The sequence below is a fragment of the Peribacillus sp. NPDC096447 genome, assembly GCF_044762725.1.
In the GTDB taxonomy this organism is placed as follows: Bacteria; Bacillota; Bacilli; order Bacillales; family DSM-1321; genus Peribacillus.
In genome coordinates, this window is record NZ_JBIWEV010000001.1 from 770,730 (window position 1) to 788,310 (window position 17,581).

Annotated in this window: 18 protein-coding genes; 6 read left to right on the top strand and 12 right to left on the bottom strand. The window is 43.3% G+C overall.

The window, feature by feature from the left end; translation table 11 throughout:
- Positions 1-24: 24 nt before the first annotated feature.
- The 3 genes from ACIQZD_RS03825 to dnaE all read right to left on the bottom strand — a co-directional run bounded on the left by ACIQZD_RS03825 (position 25) and on the right by dnaE (position 5,373).
- Positions 25-654 carry a FadR/GntR family transcriptional regulator gene (locus ACIQZD_RS03825; protein WP_101222915.1) on the bottom strand — a complete coding sequence of 210 codons (630 nt, stop codon included), beginning with the start codon at positions 652-654 and terminating at the stop codon, positions 25-27.
- Between the two features lie 5 nt (positions 655-659).
- The gene (gene ystJ, locus ACIQZD_RS03830) at positions 660-1,901 is read right to left on the bottom strand and encodes an NADP-dependent malic enzyme (RefSeq protein WP_402898359.1); all 1,242 of its coding nucleotides are present in this window, start codon (positions 1,899-1,901) and stop codon (positions 660-662) included.
- A 112-nt stretch (positions 1,902-2,013) separates the two neighbouring features.
- Complete coding sequence (gene dnaE / locus ACIQZD_RS03835) at positions 2,014-5,373, bottom strand: DNA polymerase III subunit alpha (RefSeq protein WP_402898362.1); 3,360 nt, start codon at positions 5,371-5,373, stop codon at positions 2,014-2,016.
- A 182-nt stretch (positions 5,374-5,555) separates the two neighbouring features.
- Here dnaE and ytrH point away from each other — a divergent pair, with 182 nt between their 5' ends.
- Positions 5,556-5,891 carry a sporulation membrane protein YtrH gene (gene ytrH, locus ACIQZD_RS03840; RefSeq protein WP_034309135.1) on the top strand — a complete coding sequence of 112 codons (336 nt, stop codon included), beginning with the start codon at positions 5,556-5,558 and terminating at the stop codon, positions 5,889-5,891.
- Entirely contained in the window at positions 5,888-6,391 is a 504-nt protein-coding gene (gene ytrI, locus ACIQZD_RS03845; protein WP_402898365.1) for a sporulation membrane protein YtrI, read from the top strand. The genes ytrH and ytrI overlap by 4 nt, the downstream gene beginning before the upstream one ends.
- Before the next feature lie 68 nt (positions 6,392-6,459).
- On the opposite strand, the gene ACIQZD_RS03850 is transcribed toward ytrI, so the two are convergent.
- Entirely contained in the window at positions 6,460-7,398 is a 939-nt protein-coding gene (locus ACIQZD_RS03850) for a DHH family phosphoesterase (protein ID WP_402898368.1), read from the bottom strand.
- 168 nt (positions 7,399-7,566) lie between these two features.
- Here ACIQZD_RS03850 and ACIQZD_RS03855 point away from each other — a divergent pair, with 168 nt between their 5' ends.
- Complete coding sequence (locus ACIQZD_RS03855) at positions 7,567-7,869, top strand: YtpI family protein (RefSeq protein ID WP_076364735.1); 303 nt, start codon at positions 7,567-7,569, stop codon at positions 7,867-7,869.
- Positions 7,870-7,897: 28 nt separating this feature from the next.
- On the opposite strand, the gene ACIQZD_RS03860 is transcribed toward ACIQZD_RS03855, so the two are convergent.
- The 3 genes from ACIQZD_RS03860 to ACIQZD_RS03870 all read right to left on the bottom strand — a co-directional run bounded on the left by ACIQZD_RS03860 (position 7,898) and on the right by ACIQZD_RS03870 (position 10,396).
- Entirely contained in the window at positions 7,898-9,217 is a 1,320-nt protein-coding gene (locus ACIQZD_RS03860; protein ID WP_402898372.1) for a DRTGG domain-containing protein, read from the bottom strand.
- A 71-nt stretch (positions 9,218-9,288) separates the two neighbouring features.
- The gene (locus ACIQZD_RS03865; protein WP_034309145.1) at positions 9,289-9,513 is read right to left on the bottom strand and encodes a hypothetical protein; all 225 of its coding nucleotides are present in this window, start codon (positions 9,511-9,513) and stop codon (positions 9,289-9,291) included.
- Positions 9,514-9,715: 202 nt separating this feature from the next.
- Positions 9,716-10,396, bottom strand: a complete 681-nt coding sequence (locus ACIQZD_RS03870; RefSeq protein ID WP_402898376.1) for a metal-dependent hydrolase — start codon at positions 10,394-10,396, stop codon at positions 9,716-9,718.
- A gap of 119 nt (positions 10,397-10,515) precedes the next feature.
- Between ACIQZD_RS03870 and ACIQZD_RS03875 the strand changes: the two genes are divergently transcribed.
- Positions 10,516-11,613 carry a M24 family metallopeptidase gene (locus ACIQZD_RS03875; RefSeq protein WP_402898379.1) on the top strand — a complete coding sequence of 366 codons (1,098 nt, stop codon included), beginning with the start codon at positions 10,516-10,518 and terminating at the stop codon, positions 11,611-11,613.
- An 81-nt stretch (positions 11,614-11,694) separates the two neighbouring features.
- On the opposite strand, the gene ACIQZD_RS03880 is transcribed toward ACIQZD_RS03875, so the two are convergent.
- Positions 11,695-12,264, bottom strand: coding sequence for a hypothetical protein (locus tag ACIQZD_RS03880; protein ID WP_402898382.1), 570 nt, complete (start codon positions 12,262-12,264; stop codon positions 11,695-11,697).
- 244 nt (positions 12,265-12,508) lie between these two features.
- On the opposite strand from ACIQZD_RS03880, the gene ACIQZD_RS03885 reads away from it, so the two are divergent.
- Positions 12,509-12,943 (top strand): universal stress protein, encoded by a 435-nt coding sequence (locus ACIQZD_RS03885; protein WP_133350611.1) that lies wholly within the window; start codon positions 12,509-12,511, stop codon positions 12,941-12,943.
- Positions 12,944-13,000: 57 nt separating this feature from the next.
- On the opposite strand, the gene argH is transcribed toward ACIQZD_RS03885, so the two are convergent.
- Both argH and ACIQZD_RS03895 read right to left on the bottom strand, forming a co-directional pair.
- The gene (gene argH, locus ACIQZD_RS03890) at positions 13,001-14,380 is read right to left on the bottom strand and encodes an argininosuccinate lyase (protein WP_402898385.1); all 1,380 of its coding nucleotides are present in this window, start codon (positions 14,378-14,380) and stop codon (positions 13,001-13,003) included.
- A complete protein-coding gene (locus ACIQZD_RS03895) occupies positions 14,377-15,582 on the bottom strand; it encodes an argininosuccinate synthase (protein ID WP_402835313.1) in 1,206 nt (401 codons plus the stop codon). Before ACIQZD_RS03895 ends, argH begins: the two co-directional genes overlap by 4 nt.
- 213 nt (positions 15,583-15,795) lie before the next feature.
- On the opposite strand from ACIQZD_RS03895, the gene ACIQZD_RS03900 reads away from it, so the two are divergent.
- Positions 15,796-16,110 carry a hypothetical protein gene (locus ACIQZD_RS03900; protein ID WP_101222925.1) on the top strand — a complete coding sequence of 105 codons (315 nt, stop codon included), beginning with the start codon at positions 15,796-15,798 and terminating at the stop codon, positions 16,108-16,110.
- A 58-nt stretch (positions 16,111-16,168) separates the two neighbouring features.
- On the opposite strand, the gene ACIQZD_RS03905 is transcribed toward ACIQZD_RS03900, so the two are convergent.
- Positions 16,169-16,681: a MogA/MoaB family molybdenum cofactor biosynthesis protein gene (locus ACIQZD_RS03905; protein ID WP_402898388.1), complete on the bottom strand. Its 513-nt coding sequence runs from the start codon at positions 16,679-16,681 to the stop codon at positions 16,169-16,171.
- Complete coding sequence (locus ACIQZD_RS03910; RefSeq protein WP_402898391.1) at positions 16,678-17,520, bottom strand: EcsC family protein; 843 nt, start codon at positions 17,518-17,520, stop codon at positions 16,678-16,680. The genes ACIQZD_RS03905 and ACIQZD_RS03910 overlap by 4 nt, the downstream gene beginning before the upstream one ends.
- Positions 17,521-17,581 lie beyond the last annotated feature (61 nt).

Genomic DNA, 17,581 nt, shown 5'->3' on the forward strand with positions numbered 1-17,581 from the left:
AAATTAGTATCGTGTAAAAAGGTGTCACTCGTCCTTCGACATATTTCTAATTCTAATAAGATACGTTTCGATGGCTTTTTCTTCATCACGTTCGAGCAAATATGTAAGAAGTGACAGATAATCTTCTTTTTTCACATTACCCTGTACCATCTCTGATGTTCTAGCATAGCTGTTGACAATGCGCCAAATTCTTTCCAGCAATCGATTGCGATTCAAAATGGCAATCCTTAAGAAGAAATCATCATCATGAAACTCATCCGCTTTGACCCAGACCATTAATCTTTTGATGTCCTCAGCCGTAGCGAAAAAGGCGACGATCCGCAAACAGTCAATTTCAATCAGCCTTTTCGTCTCAGACAAATCTTCTTGTACTTTTTTATCTTGCAAAAAAAAGGTTCCCAGAAGCTCGACTAGCTTATGCTCCTGGAAATCCCTGATAAACGTCCCTTCACCACGCCTTGTTTCTATTAATCCTAATAGCTCTAAGGCACGCAATGCTTCACGGACAGAGGAACGGCCTACATTAAAACGATCCGATAACTCCCGTTCTGATGGGATTTTATCTCCCGGCAGGAGGCTGTCCGCTTCAATCATGCTACGTAGGCTCTCAACTACATCGAGATAAATTTTGGATGAAGATGTACGACCTGCCAAATTAATTATTCCTCACTTTTTCCAATGATCGCTAATTTCCTTGTTTTTTCTTTAATTTCCTCGGGATCTACATTAATTCTGGCCACTCCCGTTTCCATCGCTGCCTTGGCAACAGCAGCCGCAACGGCAGGTGCTACCCTCTCATCAAATGGAGCAGGGATAACGTAGTCTTCGTTTAACTCATGTTCCTGTATTAAACCGGCAATGGCTTGTACTGCAGCAACCTTCATTTTTTCATTGATATGTGTTGCACGTACATCCAAGGCACCGCGGAAAATCCCTGGGAAAGCAAGGACGTTATTGACCTGATTCGGGAAATCCGAACGGCCTGTTCCTACAACCTTGGCACCCGCTGCTTTCGCATCTTCCGGCATGATTTCCGGATCTGGATTAGCCATCGCGAAAATGATCGCATCCCGATTCATCGAAGAAACCATTTCTTTTGTCAATGCACCTGCGGCAGAAACACCAATAAATACATCAGCGTTTTGAATGACAGTTTCCAGAGGTCCTGAAATCTTATTTCGATTGGTGACTTTCGCCACTTGTTCTTTTGTATCATTCATACCTGTCGAACGGCCCTCATAAATGGCACCCTTCGTATCACACATGATGATGTCACGAACTCCATAGCTATAAAGCAATTTAATGATGGCAATGCCCGCAGCGCCTGCTCCATTCGCCACCACTTTAATTTCCGACATTGATTTATTCACAAGTCGTAACGCGTTCACAAGACCGGCAACAGTAACAATGGCTGTACCGTGCTGATCATCATGAAAAACAGGGATATTCATTTCTTTCTTGAGTCGTTCTTCAATTTCAAAACAATTTGGTGCGGCTATGTCCTCTAAGTTCACTCCACCGAAAGTCGGTTCAAGTAATTTAACGGTCTCTACAATTTTGTCCACATCCGTCGTTTTTAAACAGATTGGGAAAGCGTCCACTCCAGCGAAGCTTTTAAATAAAACGGCTTTTCCTTCCATAACCGGCATAGCAGCTTCCGGACCGATGTTTCCAAGTCCCAACACAGCCGTTCCATCAGAAATAACGGCAACAGTATTCCCCTTCATTGTATAGTCATAGACGGTTTCCGGCTTATCGTAAATATCTTTACACGGTTCTGCGACACCAGGAGAATAAGCCAGGCTTAAATCTACTGCATTCCTTACCGGTACTTTCGAAACTGTTTCTAATTTCCCTTGATTCAAGCGGTGCATATGTAATGCTTCTTCTCTTAATGTCATAGTTTCACTCCTAAAACAAATTGGATAACCCATATCTTATATGCTGAAATCTAGTGGTCAGACCACAGCGGCCTGTTTTCAATATAACATAACTATTAAAGTTGTAAAACAGTTATTCTTTCTTGTAAACCACATTCCCTTTTCCGACCAAGTCAAATAATGCCTGCATCAGACTATCTGAAGGATTGACCCAATCCCAATAAGATAGCTGTACATAGCGGTTTTCCCTCTCGTAAAAAAGCATGACCTTGGTTTCACCGCTATGCTGCATTAAAATTTTTTTTATTTTTTGCAGTGTATCCTTCGTTTGCTTGCCGGCCTCAATTTTCAGGAATATCGTTCCGTTTTGTTCCTCTTTCATCTGCTTCACTTTTTCAAGCGGGTATACGTTCCTGATCAGGAGCTGTGTTTTTCCATCCCGCTCTTCCAATGTTCCTTGCAGCATAACGAGTTGTCCATGATTCAAGTCGGCAGAGTGGTTTTTATAAACATTTGGAAAAACGACCGCTTCAATATCCCCCTCTTCATCACTAACGCTCAAGAAAGCCATCACATCGCCCTTTTTTGTCCTTATTGTTTTAACCGACGTAATGTATGCGCCAAGTAAGACTTTTGATTCCTTTTTATCGGTAGCTTCATCTATGGTCAAGCAGCCGAAGTGCTGAAAAAGTTCTCTGTAGCTTGTCACCGGATGATTCGACAGGTAAAGCCCCAAGGCGCTTTTTTCCAATGAGAGTTTGTGCTCGATAGGGATGGGATCAACTCGGTTGTATTTCGGTTTGAGTGAAAACTCACCATCCGAAAACATATCGAATAGATCATCATCCGGATTAACCAATTCCGTATGATTGATCGCTACGTCCAAGCTCGCCAACAATGTTGCCCGGTCTTCACCGAATTCATCAAATGCACCTGAATGCACAAGCGCCTCCAACACTTTCCTATTTACGATTTTCCCTGAAACGCGCAAACAGAAATCGAATAAATCAGCGAACTTCTTCTGCCTCCTCGCAGCAAATATTTCTTTCAGGACCGTACCGCCTATCCCTTTTATTGCTCCAAGGCTATAACGGATCCCGTCCTTTTCCGGTAAAAATGGGTATCCGCTCCGGTTAATCGAGGGAGTCAGAACCGATATCCCTTTCTTTTTTGCTTCACGGATATATTGCGAAATCTTTTCATCATTCCCGACGACTGATGTCAAGAGTGCTGCCATGAAATATTCCGGATGGTGGGTTTTCAAGTAACCAAGCTGATAAGCGATGAAACTATACGCCACCGCATGGCTTCGGTTGAATCCGTAGTTAGCGAAGCGGACAATCAAGGAATAAATCTCATCTGCCGTTTTTTCGGAATATCCTTGTTTCAATGAGCCGCTCACGAAATGCTGCCGCTCTTGATCCAGAACATCCTTCTTCTTCTTGGAAACGGCACGGCGGAGCAGGTCAGCCTCCCCTAGTGAAAACCCGGCTAGGCGGGAGGCAATTTGCATGATTTGTTCTTGATATACGATGACCCCGTATGTAGGCTCGAGGATATCCTTCAAATCCTCGTGAAGGTAATCAATCGGAGCCAGTCCATGTTTTCTCTCGATGAACAGCGGTATATTTTCCATCGGACCTGGACGATATAGGGCATTGACCGCGACGATATCCTCGAATCGGTTCGGTTTCAGCTTGATCAAAACCTTCCGGATGCCATCCGATTCGAATTGAAACACCCCGGTTGTTTCTCCTCTCCCTAAAAGGGCTAGCGTCTCGGGGTCATCCATCGGGATATGGGACAAGTCGAGCTTTTTCCCCGTACCCTTTTTAATGTTATTTAGAATATTATCGATGAGCGTTAAATTGCGAAGTCCAAGAAAATCCATTTTAAGAAGTCCCAGCTCTTCGAGAAGGTCCATTGGATATTGAGTCAGATGGATTCCGTCATGCCCTCCCTGAATCGGAATATGCTCGGTCAGTGCCTGGTCGCTGATGACGACGCCGGCAGCATGAGTCGAAGCATGGCGAGGCAGACCTTCAAGCAATAACGCGGTTTGAAAAAGTTTTTGATTCAGGTCACTCTCATTAACGAATTCCCTGAGCCTTTTCGATTCCTTGAAAGCCTCGGGAAGCGTGATGCCCAGACGGCCTGGAATCATTTTCGATACCGCTTCCTGTTCCTTTGAATTCAAGCCGAAAACACGTCCTGTGTCCCTTAACGCAGCCTTGGCAGCCAATGTTCCGAATGTAATGATTTGTGCTACATGAAGTTCCCCGTATTTCTTCGCCACATAGGCAATCACTTCTTCGCGGCGGTTATCCGGAAAATCAATGTCGATATCCGGCATCGAGACACGTTCCGGATTCAGGAAACGCTCGAACAGCAAGGAATGTTCGATAGGATCGACATCCGTTATCGACAGGACATAAGCGACCATCGATCCGGCGGCAGAGCCCCTTCCAGGACCAGTCAGGATTTGATGGTCCTTAGCGAATTTCATGAAATCCCAAACGATTAAAAAGTAATCGCTGAATTTCATCTTGGTGATTACATCCAGTTCATATCGTAGGCGCTCTTCATATTGAATGGATGGCTCCGGCAATCTTTTCTTCAGCCCTTGGAAACAGATGGCTTCGAGCATTTCCTCGGCTGTGACTCCATCTTCAGTAGGGTACTTAGGCAGCAGTGAACGATGAAATGGAATTTCCAGATTGCATTGCGCGGCAATATGTAGTGTATTTTCGAGTGCATCCGGTCTGTCATGGAATAGTTCTGCCATCTGAGCCCGGCTTTTCAAATAAAATTGATCTGATTCAAGAACCGTATGCGTCTCATCCGCCAGCTTGTCGCCATTTCCAATTGCCAACAGGACTTCTTGTGCGAGTGCATCGCTTTCGTTCAAATAATAGACCGGATTCGTCGCGACAATCTTTATCTCTAAATCTCTCGCCAGCTGACTTATGGCTTCGTTACCTTTTTCCTCATCCGTAATCGAAAGTCTCTGTATGGATACATAAAAATTGTCATGACCAAAAATTTGCAGAAATCGCCCTGCTGCCTGTTTGGCTTCTTCAGGGTTTTCTTCTCTCAATAGCGTTTCTATTTGCCCCTCCGCACCCGGTGTGATTGCAATCAAACCCCTGGAATAGGCTTTTAGCCAATTCATCGGAATGCCTGATGGGGATTTCGTTTTTATGGCACTGCTTATTTTAAGCAGGTTTTGATATCCTTGTAGACTTTTTGCCAATAAAAGAAGTCCATGTGGCGATTCCCGTTCATCAAGGACATCCGCAAGTATGCCGATGATCGGCTTTATACCCTGTCTCTTGCATTCTTTATAAAAATAGATCGAACCGTACATAACATTTCGATCGGTTAAGGCAAGACTTGTACAGCCATCCGCTTTCGCTTTGGCCACAAGTTCAGTGATCTTCACCGTACTTGTCAGCAGGCTGTATCCGCTCTGAATATGGAGATGAGTATACACGTTTTTTCTCCCACCTTTGTAAGGCATGTTTCTTTTCATTATAGTGTTTATTTCAAAAAAAGAAAATATGTTCTCATTACCAATGCAATTTAACTTCCTGATTTCCGGCGACTATCATATTACCTCTGAACTTCCCATATAAATGGAATAGAAGAATATCAAGCAAAAAAGGATGATGATATATGAATGAAGCCTTTGTTCCCGCCTTTCTCAACAGCTTTTTCATATCGCTTGGCGTATTGCTTGGCGGCTCGATAATCGGGGGCCTCGCGGCTTTTTTTACAGGACAAGCCCCGATGACGACTGTATTCCGGCTGTCGGACAGCCTTCGAATTTGGGCCATTGTCGCTGCGATCGGGGGTACTTTTGATATGGTCTATAATTTCGAACGCGGTATTTTCCACGGAGAAACGAAGGATATAGTCAAGCAGGTCCTATTGATTCTATCTGCACTTGGAGGGGCACAGACAGGAGCACTGATCATAAACTGGTTCACGCAAGAGCATATTTCACCATGAGAATTCCTCCCTATCACAGGTCTCCCACCTGGCAGCGTTTTTTTGCCGGAGCCGCACTTGGCGGATTGATCAGCTGGGTTATTTTCTTTTATATGCATGGAGTCCAGCAGGAGAATCAGATCCGGACCCTTCACGAACAAAGAGAAGAGATCAAGGATTTAAACGGGGAAATCGCAATTTGGGAGCAGGATTATAAAAAATTGAACGAGAAAAACGAGGAAATCCTGACGATTCAGGAAGTGGAAGTAACCATCACGAATGAAAAATACAGTCTGGATCGGCTGAGTATTGCAGAAGCGGAGGATGTGATTGAGGACGACCTTTCCTCTCTTCTCGCCAAAGATGTCGCCAGTGTCTATAACGGAAAGGTGCTTTTGAAAAAATCGATAGAAAATAAGATCGTGACCATCAATAAAAAGCGCTATCAACTTGAAGTCGTCGAGATCATGTTTTATACGAAAATGAATATTGAAATCAAACTAAAAAGGACTACTTCTTAGATGTTGGCTTAATTGATTTCTACCAAATTTAAAGACCAAATCATATGCGATTTGGTCTTTAAATTTTTTCATTCCGCTTTATTCAACTCTTCCATGTCGGCAAGGATATTATCCACTTCATCCCAGGAATGAATCGAAGCCCCTGCTGCAAACGGGTGGCCTCCGCCGTTGTATTTACGGGCAATCGTATTGATGATTGGCCCTTTAGAACGGAAACGGACCCTGATTTCTTTATCCTCTTCAATGAAAAAGACCCATGACTTAACATTTTTAATCGAACCGAGTGAGGAAACGAGCTGAGATGCCTCAGATGTAGAAGCATGGAATTTTTCAAGTATATCTTTTGTGATGATCATTTTCCCTGTGCCATATGGAAGGATTTCAAAATGCTGCAGCACATAGCCATTCAACCTGACTATGCTTTCCTCGACGTCATACATCTCCTTATATAACTGAGGGCGGGAGAACGAGTAGTGAATCAACTCACTGGCATAGGCAAATGTCTTTTCAGTCGTACTTTGGAATAGGAAACGACCTGTATCGCCAACAATGCCTGCATATAGAAGGCGTGCCGCTTCATCATTCATCTTCAAGCCTTCCTCTTTCCCGAACTGGTAAAACTCATAAATCATTTCACTTGTCGAACTTGCCGATGTATCGACCCAGCGCATATCGCCATATGGATCTTCATTGGGATGATGATCGATCTTAATCAGTTTATCCCCCGTTGTGTACCGTGCATCACAAATCCGGTCCGTATTTGCGGTATCACAAACGATGACCAGAGCACCTTGATATGTTTCATCCGAAATCACATCGAGCCTTCTTAAGTAATTCAATGACGGTTCTTCTTTCCCGACCGTAAAAATTCGCTTTTCGGGGAAAGATGCTTTCAGGATTTCCGCCAATCCTCCCTGTGAACCATAAGCGTCCGGATCTGGACGGACATGACGATGGAGAATGATAGTATCATAACGCTTTATATCTGCTAATATTTCAGCTTTCATTTAGATCTCCCCTTAACATATGTATTATCGAGCCTAATAAAGATGATATATTTCATTTAATCAAAAAATTGCGGAAATAGGAAGACTCATCTTGTTTACTGTGGCATTCTCTTTCATTTCCCGCTACAATAAAAAGGTACATATGTTAAATTGGGGGAATTTCAAACGATGCCTATTCTTGTCACCTTGATCGTTCTTTCATTAGGGGTCTATCTGTTTTATAAAATCAAATCGGTCCGAACCAGAATGCCGATGGAGAAAAAGTGGATTTCAGGGAAGTCTTCCATTGCCCTTGGTGCGTTTGTCGCACTATTCGGAATCAATCAGCTTTTTCTATTCCACACGACCATCACTTATATCATTGCTGCCGTTTTCATTTTCGTTGGCCTATTCAGTGTTTGGGGCGGCTATAAAATGTATAAATTTTATTTGCCGCATGCAATCGAAGAAGCTGCAAATCAAAAAGGATAATCGAAATTCGATTATCCTTTTTGATTTTTCATGATCGGTCGAGCAATTGGCAAGTCAACATCGCCTTGCCGACAAGTTTGCCTTGGTTAAACACTTCAACATCCACTTTTCCGAATTTACGTCCTACATCGAGGACACGCGGGTGGATTTCAAGCGTACTGTCGATCTGGACTGGCTTGATGAAATAAATCGTCATGTTTTCCACGACCAAGTCACCGCGCTTATAGCTTCGAAGTGCACGATTTGCTGAGTCGGTGACCAATGTCGTGAACACACCGCTTGAAATGGTCCCAAGGTAATTGGTCATCTGCGGAGTGACTCCATAGTTATACACTTCCTCGCCCTTGCCGCGATTCGAAGTCATCACAAGCTGGCTTGTAATCGTATCGTCGATCGTTTCGCCGACCTGAGGCTGCCTTTGGCTCATTTGCAGTGCCTTCAGGACATCCTGCCTGCTCACGATACCCTTGAGGATATGACTGTCATTCACGACCGGGATTAACTCAATCCCTTCCCAAACCATCATATGTGCAGAAGATGCTACACTCATTTTATCGCCTACGGTCATCGGGTTTTTCGTCATCACCTTATCAATGAGCGTCATCTCTTCCTGTCCGATGATATCTTTTGATGTGACCATTCCTTGAACCTTCATATTGTCATCGACTACAGGGAAACGGCTATGCCCGGATTCCTGATTCAGTTCATGCCAAGTCTTAACCCGGTCACCCACCGTTAAAAAGGTCGTTTCCTGTACGGGTGTCAAAATATCCTCCACCAGCAAGATTTCCTTTTTGATCAATTGGTCATAGATTGCCCGATTGATCATCGTTGCGACGGTAAAAGTATCGTAACTTGTTGAGATGACTGGCATCTCCAATTCATCGGCTAACCTTTTAACGGGCTCTTCCGTATCGAACCCCCCGGTGATCAGCACCGCTGCACCCGCTTTTAACGCGTGCTCGTGGGCCTGTGTACGGTTCCCGACGATCAGCAGGTTTCCTGCACCCGTATATCTCATCATGGCATCCAGCTTCATCGCCCCGATGACGAATTTATTTAATGTCTTATGAAGTCCCGTTTTCCCGCCCAGAACTTGTCCGTCAACAATATTGACTACCTCTGCGAAAGTGAGCTTTTCAATATTCTCTTTTTTCTTTTTCTCAATGCGGATCGTGCCTACCCGCTCAATCGAGCTCACGTAGCCCTGGTTCTCCGCCTCTTTAATTGCCCGGTATGCCGTACCTTCACTAACATTCAATGCTTTAGCTATTTGTCGGACGGAAATCTTTTCGCCGACAGGGAGCCCATCGATATGTTTTAATATTTGTTCATGCTTTGTAGCCAAGCGCTTCACCCTTTTCACGGTATTCCTATTCTCCATTATAAGGTCAAAGAGCCTAGTTTATCAAACAACTACTAGTATTGGCGCAACCTTTTGTATTCCGGCTGTCGTTTTACCTTTTGTTTCTTAGGAGAATATAGTATGCCCGTCAAGTTTCCAGCTACCGCCAACAATGCAAACAACAGCCAGGATCCAGCAAACAGACCCTCCAGACCGCCACTTTCCAACGACAAACGCGGTACGGCATAATACAGCATCACACCGCAGAGAAGCAAACACAGTAATAACCTCTGTTTCATCCAATCCCCCCTTTTTTTTCATCTATTCATTTTATGCCTGTGAAAGGAAAAAAGACTTGGCTGCAAAACGAGACTTTACTTTCCGATTGGCTGTAATGACCCCTGCATGAAAGGCAATGCTGCTGGGAAAACCCGTCATTTCGGCCGGTCATCCCCACATGTACACATAAAAAAACGGAAGCCCTGCAGGCTCCCGCTTCTTTTATAATTCGATTTCATCCCCGGCTTCCATGATCAGTCCATTTCCCTCTTCAAGCAAATCTATGAATTTGTTAGGATCCTGTTTGATGACAGGGAAAGTATTGTAATGAATCGGCACGACTTGTTTGGCTTGAAGGAATTTCGCTGCAAGTGCGGCATCTTCCGGGCCCATGGTGTAATTGTCGCCGATTGGCAGGAATGCCAAGTCAATCGGATGTCGCTCCCCGATCAGCTTCATATCGGAAAATACCGCTGTATCCCCTGCATGATAGATCGTTTTCCCTTCTATCGTAAGCAATATGCCAGCAGGCATTCCCAAATAAATGATTTGCCCATCCCCGTTATTGAATCCCGTTCCATGGAATGCTGGCGTCAGTTTCACCTTTCCAAAGTCGAACTCGAAAGCTCCGCCGATGCTCATCCCGTGTGTTCGAACTCCTTGAGCGCCCAGGTAGTCGGCCATCTCTGCAATGCCGATGACAAGTGCATCATGCCTTTTGGCCAATTCAACCGTATCACCGACGTGGTCATTATGACCATGTGATAAGATGATCACATCCGGTTTCACATCTTCCACCTTCAAGTCGGTCAATTCGTTTCCGGTAATGAACGGATCGATTAAAATCGTTTTGCCATTCGTTTCGACCTTTACAACTGCATGTCCATGAAAAGATACTTTCATTTTTGATGCTCCCTTCCCATACCCACTAATTTTTTTAAGTAGCTTTCTTAGGCCTTTCCCATTTACTATACTATTAAATATTGCTAAGGTAATTATAACTTATTAATGGAGGTATCGTCATGAATGAACGTTTGACAGAACTACAAAATTGGCTTCAGGCCAATGAGGCTGAAGCCGCTTTACTTACATCTACAGAGAGCATCTTCTATTTGAGCGGTTTTTTTAGTGATCCTCATGAAAGACTGCTGGCACTTGCCATTTTTGCAAATGCCGAACCATTCCTTATCTGCCCGCAGATGGAAGTCCCGGATGCTAAACAGGCTGGGTGGAATGGGGATATCATCGGTTACACCGACATTGAAGATCCATGGGAAAAAGTTAAGCAAGCAGTGGAGAATCGCGGGTTATCCATTCATAAAATGGCCATTGAAAAAGAGCATATGAATGTAGAGCGTTATGAAAAGGTCCAACAACACTTCGGAGCCCCAAAGCTCGTTTCCGCAGAAGAAAAACTTCAAAGGATGCGAATGATCAAGTCGGAAGAAGAAATGGTCAAAATCCGTGAAGCATGCCGCCTTGCCGACTTTGCGATTGAAGTGGGTGTCAACGAAATTCATGAAGGTAAAACGGAAATGGAAATCCTTGCAGCGATAGAATTCGAATTGAAAAAGGCCGGAGTCAGCCAAATGTCTTTCTCCACCATGGTCCTGACTGGTAAAAATGGCGCTTCCCCACATGGCACACCTGGGAATACGAAGGTTCAGCGCGGCGACCTCGTCCTCTTTGACCTTGGCGTCGTTCATGAAGGGTACTGCTCTGACATCACTAGAACGGTCGCATACGGAGATATCAATGATAAACAGGCAGAAATATATGAAACTGTACTTAAAGCACAAGAAGCTGCCGTTAGAGCCAGTAAACCTGGTGTATCCTGTTCCGAGATAGACTTGACGGCCAGAAACATCATCAGCAATAAGGGATACGGTGAATTCTTCCCGCACAGGCTCGGTCACGGACTTGGGATCAGCGTCCATGAGTATCCATCCTTGACTGAAACGAATTCCCTCGAACTTCAATCTGGAATGGTTTATACCATCGAACCTGGCATATATGTTCCAAATGTTGCAGGTGTCAGGATTGAAGATGATCTATTGATCACCGATACCGGCTGTGAGGTTTTGACCAAATTCCCGAAGAGCCTGCAAATCATAAAATGATAATACATTAACCAATTAATATAACAAAAACCGGATACCCCCGCCTTCATTTAAGACGGGGGTATTTATTCAACATTTCAACTAATCGGTCCGCAGTTCATACTTCATTGCTTTATCACTGCCGTCAAACCAAATGACCAGCCATTCACTATCTATTCTTATGATTCCCCTCTCGGCACCGAGATAATAAACAACATTATCTTCCTCTTTAAAATATTCCGTTTCTGTTGGAGACCCTAAAAGCGTGAACACTTCATCTTTTGTCATGCCTATCACTTCATGTTCATTCATTAAATCATCTACCAGATATACTCTTCCTTCATCATCATTTAACCATCTTTCAGCAGTGAAGCTTGATTCAAATTCATTTACCCCCAACAGAACCACACAAAAAACTAGAAGGGCAAAGCCAAGGCTTGAAATGCCTATAAATCTCATTTTAATTTTCCTTTTGTAATGCTTATTGGTATATTTCCATGAAATCCATTGAAAAAATAGTAATAGAATAAATGGAAGCAGCAGTGCTGATATACTCATTAAACTGATTGAAGCATGTACAGCATTGATGAAAAAAATATAAATGAAATAGATCAAAGCATACAAAAGCACGAATGAATATAATGCATAGTTTACTATTTTTGAAACACTCAAAGAAAAAAACTCCCCTCTCACATTAAAGGCTACCATAAATAAACAAATAAGGTAAAAAGGAGAGGTTTTCGTTCCTGCAATGATTCATTACATCATAATAAGGTTGGAATCATATTGTTTCATTTTGCGATTTCCAGATTATTGGCATAAACATTCGCTAATTTGTTACAATTGAAATCAGATCCATTAGGTAAATCATAGTATAATAGGAATGAAATAGAAGGAGGAGATTCACTTGAATAGTATAGATTATAAAAATATTCTTGTAGCAGTGGACGGCTCGGAAGAAGCAGAGTGGGCCCTAAAAAAGGCAATATACTTAGCAAAACTCAGTGACGCTACCCTTGTGCTCACACACATCGTGGATACAAGGAATTTCCCTACTGTCGAAGCTTATGATATGACTATCCGTGATCACTCTGAAACCTTTGCCAATGAGCTATTGGACAAGTATAAAACGGAAGCCATTGCCTCCGGGATTACAAAAGTCCAAACAGAAGTTGCATATGGTTCTCCTAAAGTTCAAATTCCAAGGGATTTAGCGAAAAAGCATTCGATCGACTTAATTGTTTGCGGTGCAACAGGCCTTAACGCAGTCGAACGTTTCCTTATCGGCAGCGTGTCGGAAGGCATCGTTCGCCATTCTAACTGTGATGTAATGGTCGTGCGTACGAATTGATAAAAGAAAATGATATAAAAAGCTCGTTCGCCAAATTGGTGAACGAGCTTTTTCCTGTTATTCACTTACCAGTTTTTCCGCTTTTTCAATCGCCAGCAAGACTTGGGCAAAACCTGTACCGCCCGCACTGTTACGGCGTTTAACGGCCTCATAAGGATTTAATGCATCATAAATATCATGTTCAAACAACTCGGAAGCTTCCTGGAATTGTTCAATGCTTAGGTCCACTAAATAGCAGCCATTCTGGACACAGAACAATACAAGCTTCCCGACCACTTCGTGTGCCTTACGGAAAGGCATTCCCTTTGAAGCTAGGTAATCAGCTAATTCCGTCGCATTCGAGAAGTCATTTTTTGTTGCTTTTTCCATTACGTCCGTTTTCACTTTCATCGTTGAAATCATGCCGGCAAATATTTTAAGTGAACCAACAATGGTCTTAACCGTATCAAAAACGCCTTCTTTATCTTCTTGCATATCTTTGTTATAAGCAAGCGGCAGTCCTTTCAAAACAGTTAATAACCCCGTTAGGTTTCCATAAACCCGTCCTGTTTTACCACGGATCAATTCCGCCATATCAGGATTTTTCTTTTGCGGCATAATGCTGCTTCCCGTGGAAAAGGCATCATCCAATTCAATGAATTGGAATTCCTGGCTTGACCAGAGAATGATTTCTTCGCTGAAACGGGATAAATGCATCATCATTGTCGCACTGTTGCTCATGAATTCAATGGCAAAATCACGATCACTTACCGCATCAAGGCTGTTTTCGTAAATTCCCTCAAACCCCAATAGCTCGGCACTGAGGGCACGGTCAATCGGGAAAGTCGTCCCAGCTAATGCCCCAGCACCCAATGGAGAAATATTGATCCTTTTGAAACTCTCGGTGAAACGCTGCTTATCACGCTCAAGCATCCAAAAATAAGCCATTAAGTGGTGCGCAAATGAAATGGGCTGTGCACGCTGCAAATGTGTATAACCTGGAATTAACGTTTCCACATTTTTCTTGGATTGTCCCAAAATCGCTATTTGCAAATCATTGATGAGTTCCAGGATCACTTTCGTTTGGTTCCGCATATATAGATGAAGGTCGGTTGCAACTTGGTCATTACGGCTTCTTCCTGTATGAAGCTTTCCGCCAACTGGACCGATTTCGCTTATTAGCATACTTTCCAGGTTAAGATGGATATCTTCCATCTCAACCTTAAAAGTCAATTCACCCTTCTCAGCCTTTTCCTGTAAACTTTTCAGACCTGCAATGATCTGATCCGCATCTTCTTCAGGTAAAATGCTGCATTGCTTTAACATGGTTACATGAGCTAAACTGCCTTGAATATCTTCAAGGACAAGTTCCTGGTCAAAGGAAATGGAAGCTCCAAACTCATCTACCCATTCTTCGGCAGATTTCGTGAATCTTCCTCCCCAAAGCTTGCTGCTCACACTGTCACCTTCTTGTTATTGACCATGCTGTTCACTTTCGTTGGAAGTCCCCATAATTTAATGAATCCAACTGCTGCATCATGATCAAATTCGTCTGCTTTGGTATAGGTAGCCAATTTTTCGTCATATAGAGAGTACTCGGATTTTCTTCCTTCAACAATCGCATGACCTTTGAATAGTTTGACACGGACCGTACCCGTTACATTCACTTGTGTTTCTTTCAGGAATGCAGCCAAAGCTTTTTGAAGCGGAGAGAACCAAAGTCCTTCATAAATCAATTCAGTCATTTTCTTCTCGATCACCGGTTTGAAGTGAGCCAATTCTTTTACAAGCGTGATATCTTCAAGTTCTTTGTGTGCAGCTATCAATGTCATCGCACCAGGAGCTTCATAAACTTCACGGGATTTGATTCCTACTAATCTATTTTCAACGTGATCGATACGTCCAACTCCGTGTTTGCCGGCAATTTGATTCAACTCGACAATCAGGTCAGCCAATTTATAGTTTTTATCATTCAATGTTACCGGCACACCTTGTTCAAAACCAATTTCAATGATATCGGCAGTATCTGGCGTACATTCAAGGCTTGCAGTCAAATCATATGCTTCTTCCGGCGGAGCTGCCCAAGGATCTTCCAGGATTCCACACTCGTTACTTCTTCCCCAAAGGTTTTGGTCAATCGAGAACGGACTCGCCATGCCAATCGGAACGGGAATGCCATTTTTCGCTGCATATTCAATCTCCTCTTCACGAGACCATTTCCAGTCACGAACAGGTGCAAGAACTTGCAAATTAGGGTTCAAGGCGGAGATGGATACTTCGAAACGCACTTGGTCATTTCCTTTTCCCGTACAACCGTGCGCAACGGCTACCGCGTTTTCCGCTTCAGCCACTTCCACTAATTTCTTCGCGATCAGCGGACGTGATAAAGCTGATACCAATGGATATTTCCCTTCATACAAAGTATGTGCCTGAAGAGCCGTCAATGCGAATTCATCAGCGAATTCGTCCTTCGCATCAATGACATAGGAACTTACCGCACCAACAGTGATCGCTTTTTCTTTAATGAAGTCCAAATCTTTTCCTTCACCGACATCCAAACAGCATGCCACAACTTCGTACCCTTGATCTTGTAACCATTTAATTGCAACGGAAGTATCCAAACCTCCGGAATATGCTAAAACAACTTTTTGATTTTCCATTTCCATCGTCCTTTCGTGTGAATAAAAATTCATCGTTTGTTATTTTTATTCAATCTATGATTAGTACTTTATCATCTTTATTAAAGGAATACAAGGGGTATTTTAAAGATTTTGCTAAATAATCCGCTAATAATTTTTGTGAATTTACACATTGGATGCTTCCGCGGGAATATAGTAAACTAGGAGTATGATAAATCGAAAAGTGGAGGGCATATGAAAGAACTATTTACCTTTGATGAACGGCTTGGCATCTCAATTCCCGATTTGAATCTGGAGTGGGATGAATATACAAAAGGCGAGCAACAGCAAATACTCGTACACTGGGAGAATATCCGGGGAAGCATCCCGGACCGCATCAAGGAACTGGAATCCACCATTAACCGAAAGCAGTTTCGGCTCTCCGATGAAAGTAATTTCGCCAAATCATGCCAGCTCAATTCCGAAATTGCGGAACTTGCTTCCATCATCAATGATTTATGGCTATGGTATCGTGCCAATCAAGTCGTAAGTGAAAAGATGCATAATTAAGGCCTATTCCATGCAAAAAAAGCCACAGTTTAAAACTGTGGCTTTTTTTTGCATCCTCTTATAAATCCTTGCGAAGTTCACCAACGACATGTCCCAATTCCGGAAGAATCAATTTATTCATCGCAAGCCGAACCGCCCCTGATGAGCCTGGGGTGGAAAAAACGGCTTTATTGTTCACGACTCCGGCAATCGCCCTGGATAGAATGGCGGCAGACCCGATATCCTCTTGATAGCTGAGCATTCGAAAAATCTCGCCAAAACCGGGAATTTCCTTGGTCATCAACTCTTTGACCGCCTCGATCGTTACATCCCTATTGGCGATGCCAGTGCCACCATTTGTTAATATGACATCGACCTTGCTGCTTTGGCTACCAGAAGTGACCGCATCCTGAATCGCTTTCCGCTCATCTTTAACGATTACATATTCATTCACTTCATGACCATTCGATTTCAGCAATTCCATCATCAGTGCTCCGCTTTTATCCGTTTCTTCATTACGTGTATCACTTACGGTTATCACCATGCAGCGAACTGGCTCCGTGATGGCTTTTTTATGATTCTTGACACTCATTCTTCATCAGCCTTCTTCTCCAGTAAATAACGATATTGATAGAACTTCTGGGCAAATTCACTGACACTCCGGGTCATTTGATAATTGGCTCCAGCCCCGATGGCCATGCTGATGAACGGTATGCCCCGAACCAGTTTTTTTCGAAAAACAGTAATGGATAATGCTTTCAACAGCTGCTTCAGAGGCTGTTCCATCCAGGTAGGGTTTGTCAGTTCTTCTATTCCTAAATAAAAATAGTCATCTTCTGCGGTCTGGACCTCGCGGATCAATTCTTCCCACGCTATTCCTTGGAGCCTCTTTGGCATCGCTCCTGCATTGAATACCTTAAGGGCCAACATCATTTCAAACGGCGTATTCACCTCAACACCATAAGACATCGCAATCAGCTGTACGATCCTGACATTGATGACCGTCATGGCTGGAATATCGCTCCCTAGCAGAAGCAGGCCTCCTGATCCGCTCATCCCGCCCTGTGCAAATGAATATAAGCGATGCTTAGCGATATGCTGATTGGCTATGTAATTCAACTGATCGATCGATAAATGATTCAAATCACTCAATGTTTCGATTTCTTCATTAAACACGCGCGCTGATGCTAAAATCCGCTCTCTTGCATCTATTTGAACTTGTGAGCTCTGAACCATGGCATGTAAATGAAAAAGCCAGGTATCCAGCTTTTCAAAAAACTGTTGTTGGACGTTTTCAGGAAGCAGTGCAAACCCCTGCTCCAGCCATTTATCATACAATGCAGCAAGGTCCGTGGGCTCATATTGATAAAGTTTTTCCTGCCATTCACTAATTTCATTCCAAATTTTCATTTCCCGGTTCGTGAATTCCATGCATCAAGCCTCCTATGTACAGAATTGGTGGATTCTCCCTTAAGTATACCATAGAGGGAAG

Coding starts and splice junctions, on each gene's coding strand:
- ACIQZD_RS03895 (WP_402835313.1), bottom strand. CDS start 15,582: ATGGAAAATCAAAAAGTTGTTTTAGCATATTCCGGAGGTTTGGATACT.
- ACIQZD_RS03875 (WP_402898379.1), top strand. CDS start 10,516: ATGAATGAACGTTTGACAGAACTACAAAATTGGCTTCAGGCCAATGAG.
- ytrH (WP_034309135.1), top strand. CDS start 5,556: ATGAATGAAGCCTTTGTTCCCGCCTTTCTCAACAGCTTTTTCATATCG.
- ACIQZD_RS03870 (WP_402898376.1), bottom strand. CDS start 10,396: ATGAAAGTATCTTTTCATGGACATGCAGTTGTAAAGGTCGAAACGAAT.
- ACIQZD_RS03855 (WP_076364735.1), top strand. CDS start 7,567: ATGCCTATTCTTGTCACCTTGATCGTTCTTTCATTAGGGGTCTATCTG.
- ACIQZD_RS03905 (WP_402898388.1), bottom strand. CDS start 16,681: ATGAGTGTCAAGAATCATAAAAAAGCCATCACGGAGCCAGTTCGCTGC.
- ytrI (WP_402898365.1), top strand. CDS start 5,888: ATGAGAATTCCTCCCTATCACAGGTCTCCCACCTGGCAGCGTTTTTTT.
- ACIQZD_RS03850 (WP_402898368.1), bottom strand. CDS start 7,398: ATGAAAGCTGAAATATTAGCAGATATAAAGCGTTATGATACTATCATT.
- ACIQZD_RS03900 (WP_101222925.1), top strand. CDS start 15,796: ATGAAAGAACTATTTACCTTTGATGAACGGCTTGGCATCTCAATTCCC.
- ACIQZD_RS03865 (WP_034309145.1), bottom strand. CDS start 9,513: ATGAAACAGAGGTTATTACTGTGTTTGCTTCTCTGCGGTGTGATGCTG.
- ACIQZD_RS03910 (WP_402898391.1), bottom strand. CDS start 17,520: ATGGAATTCACGAACCGGGAAATGAAAATTTGGAATGAAATTAGTGAA.
- ystJ (WP_402898359.1), bottom strand. CDS start 1,901: ATGACATTAAGAGAAGAAGCATTACATATGCACCGCTTGAATCAAGGG.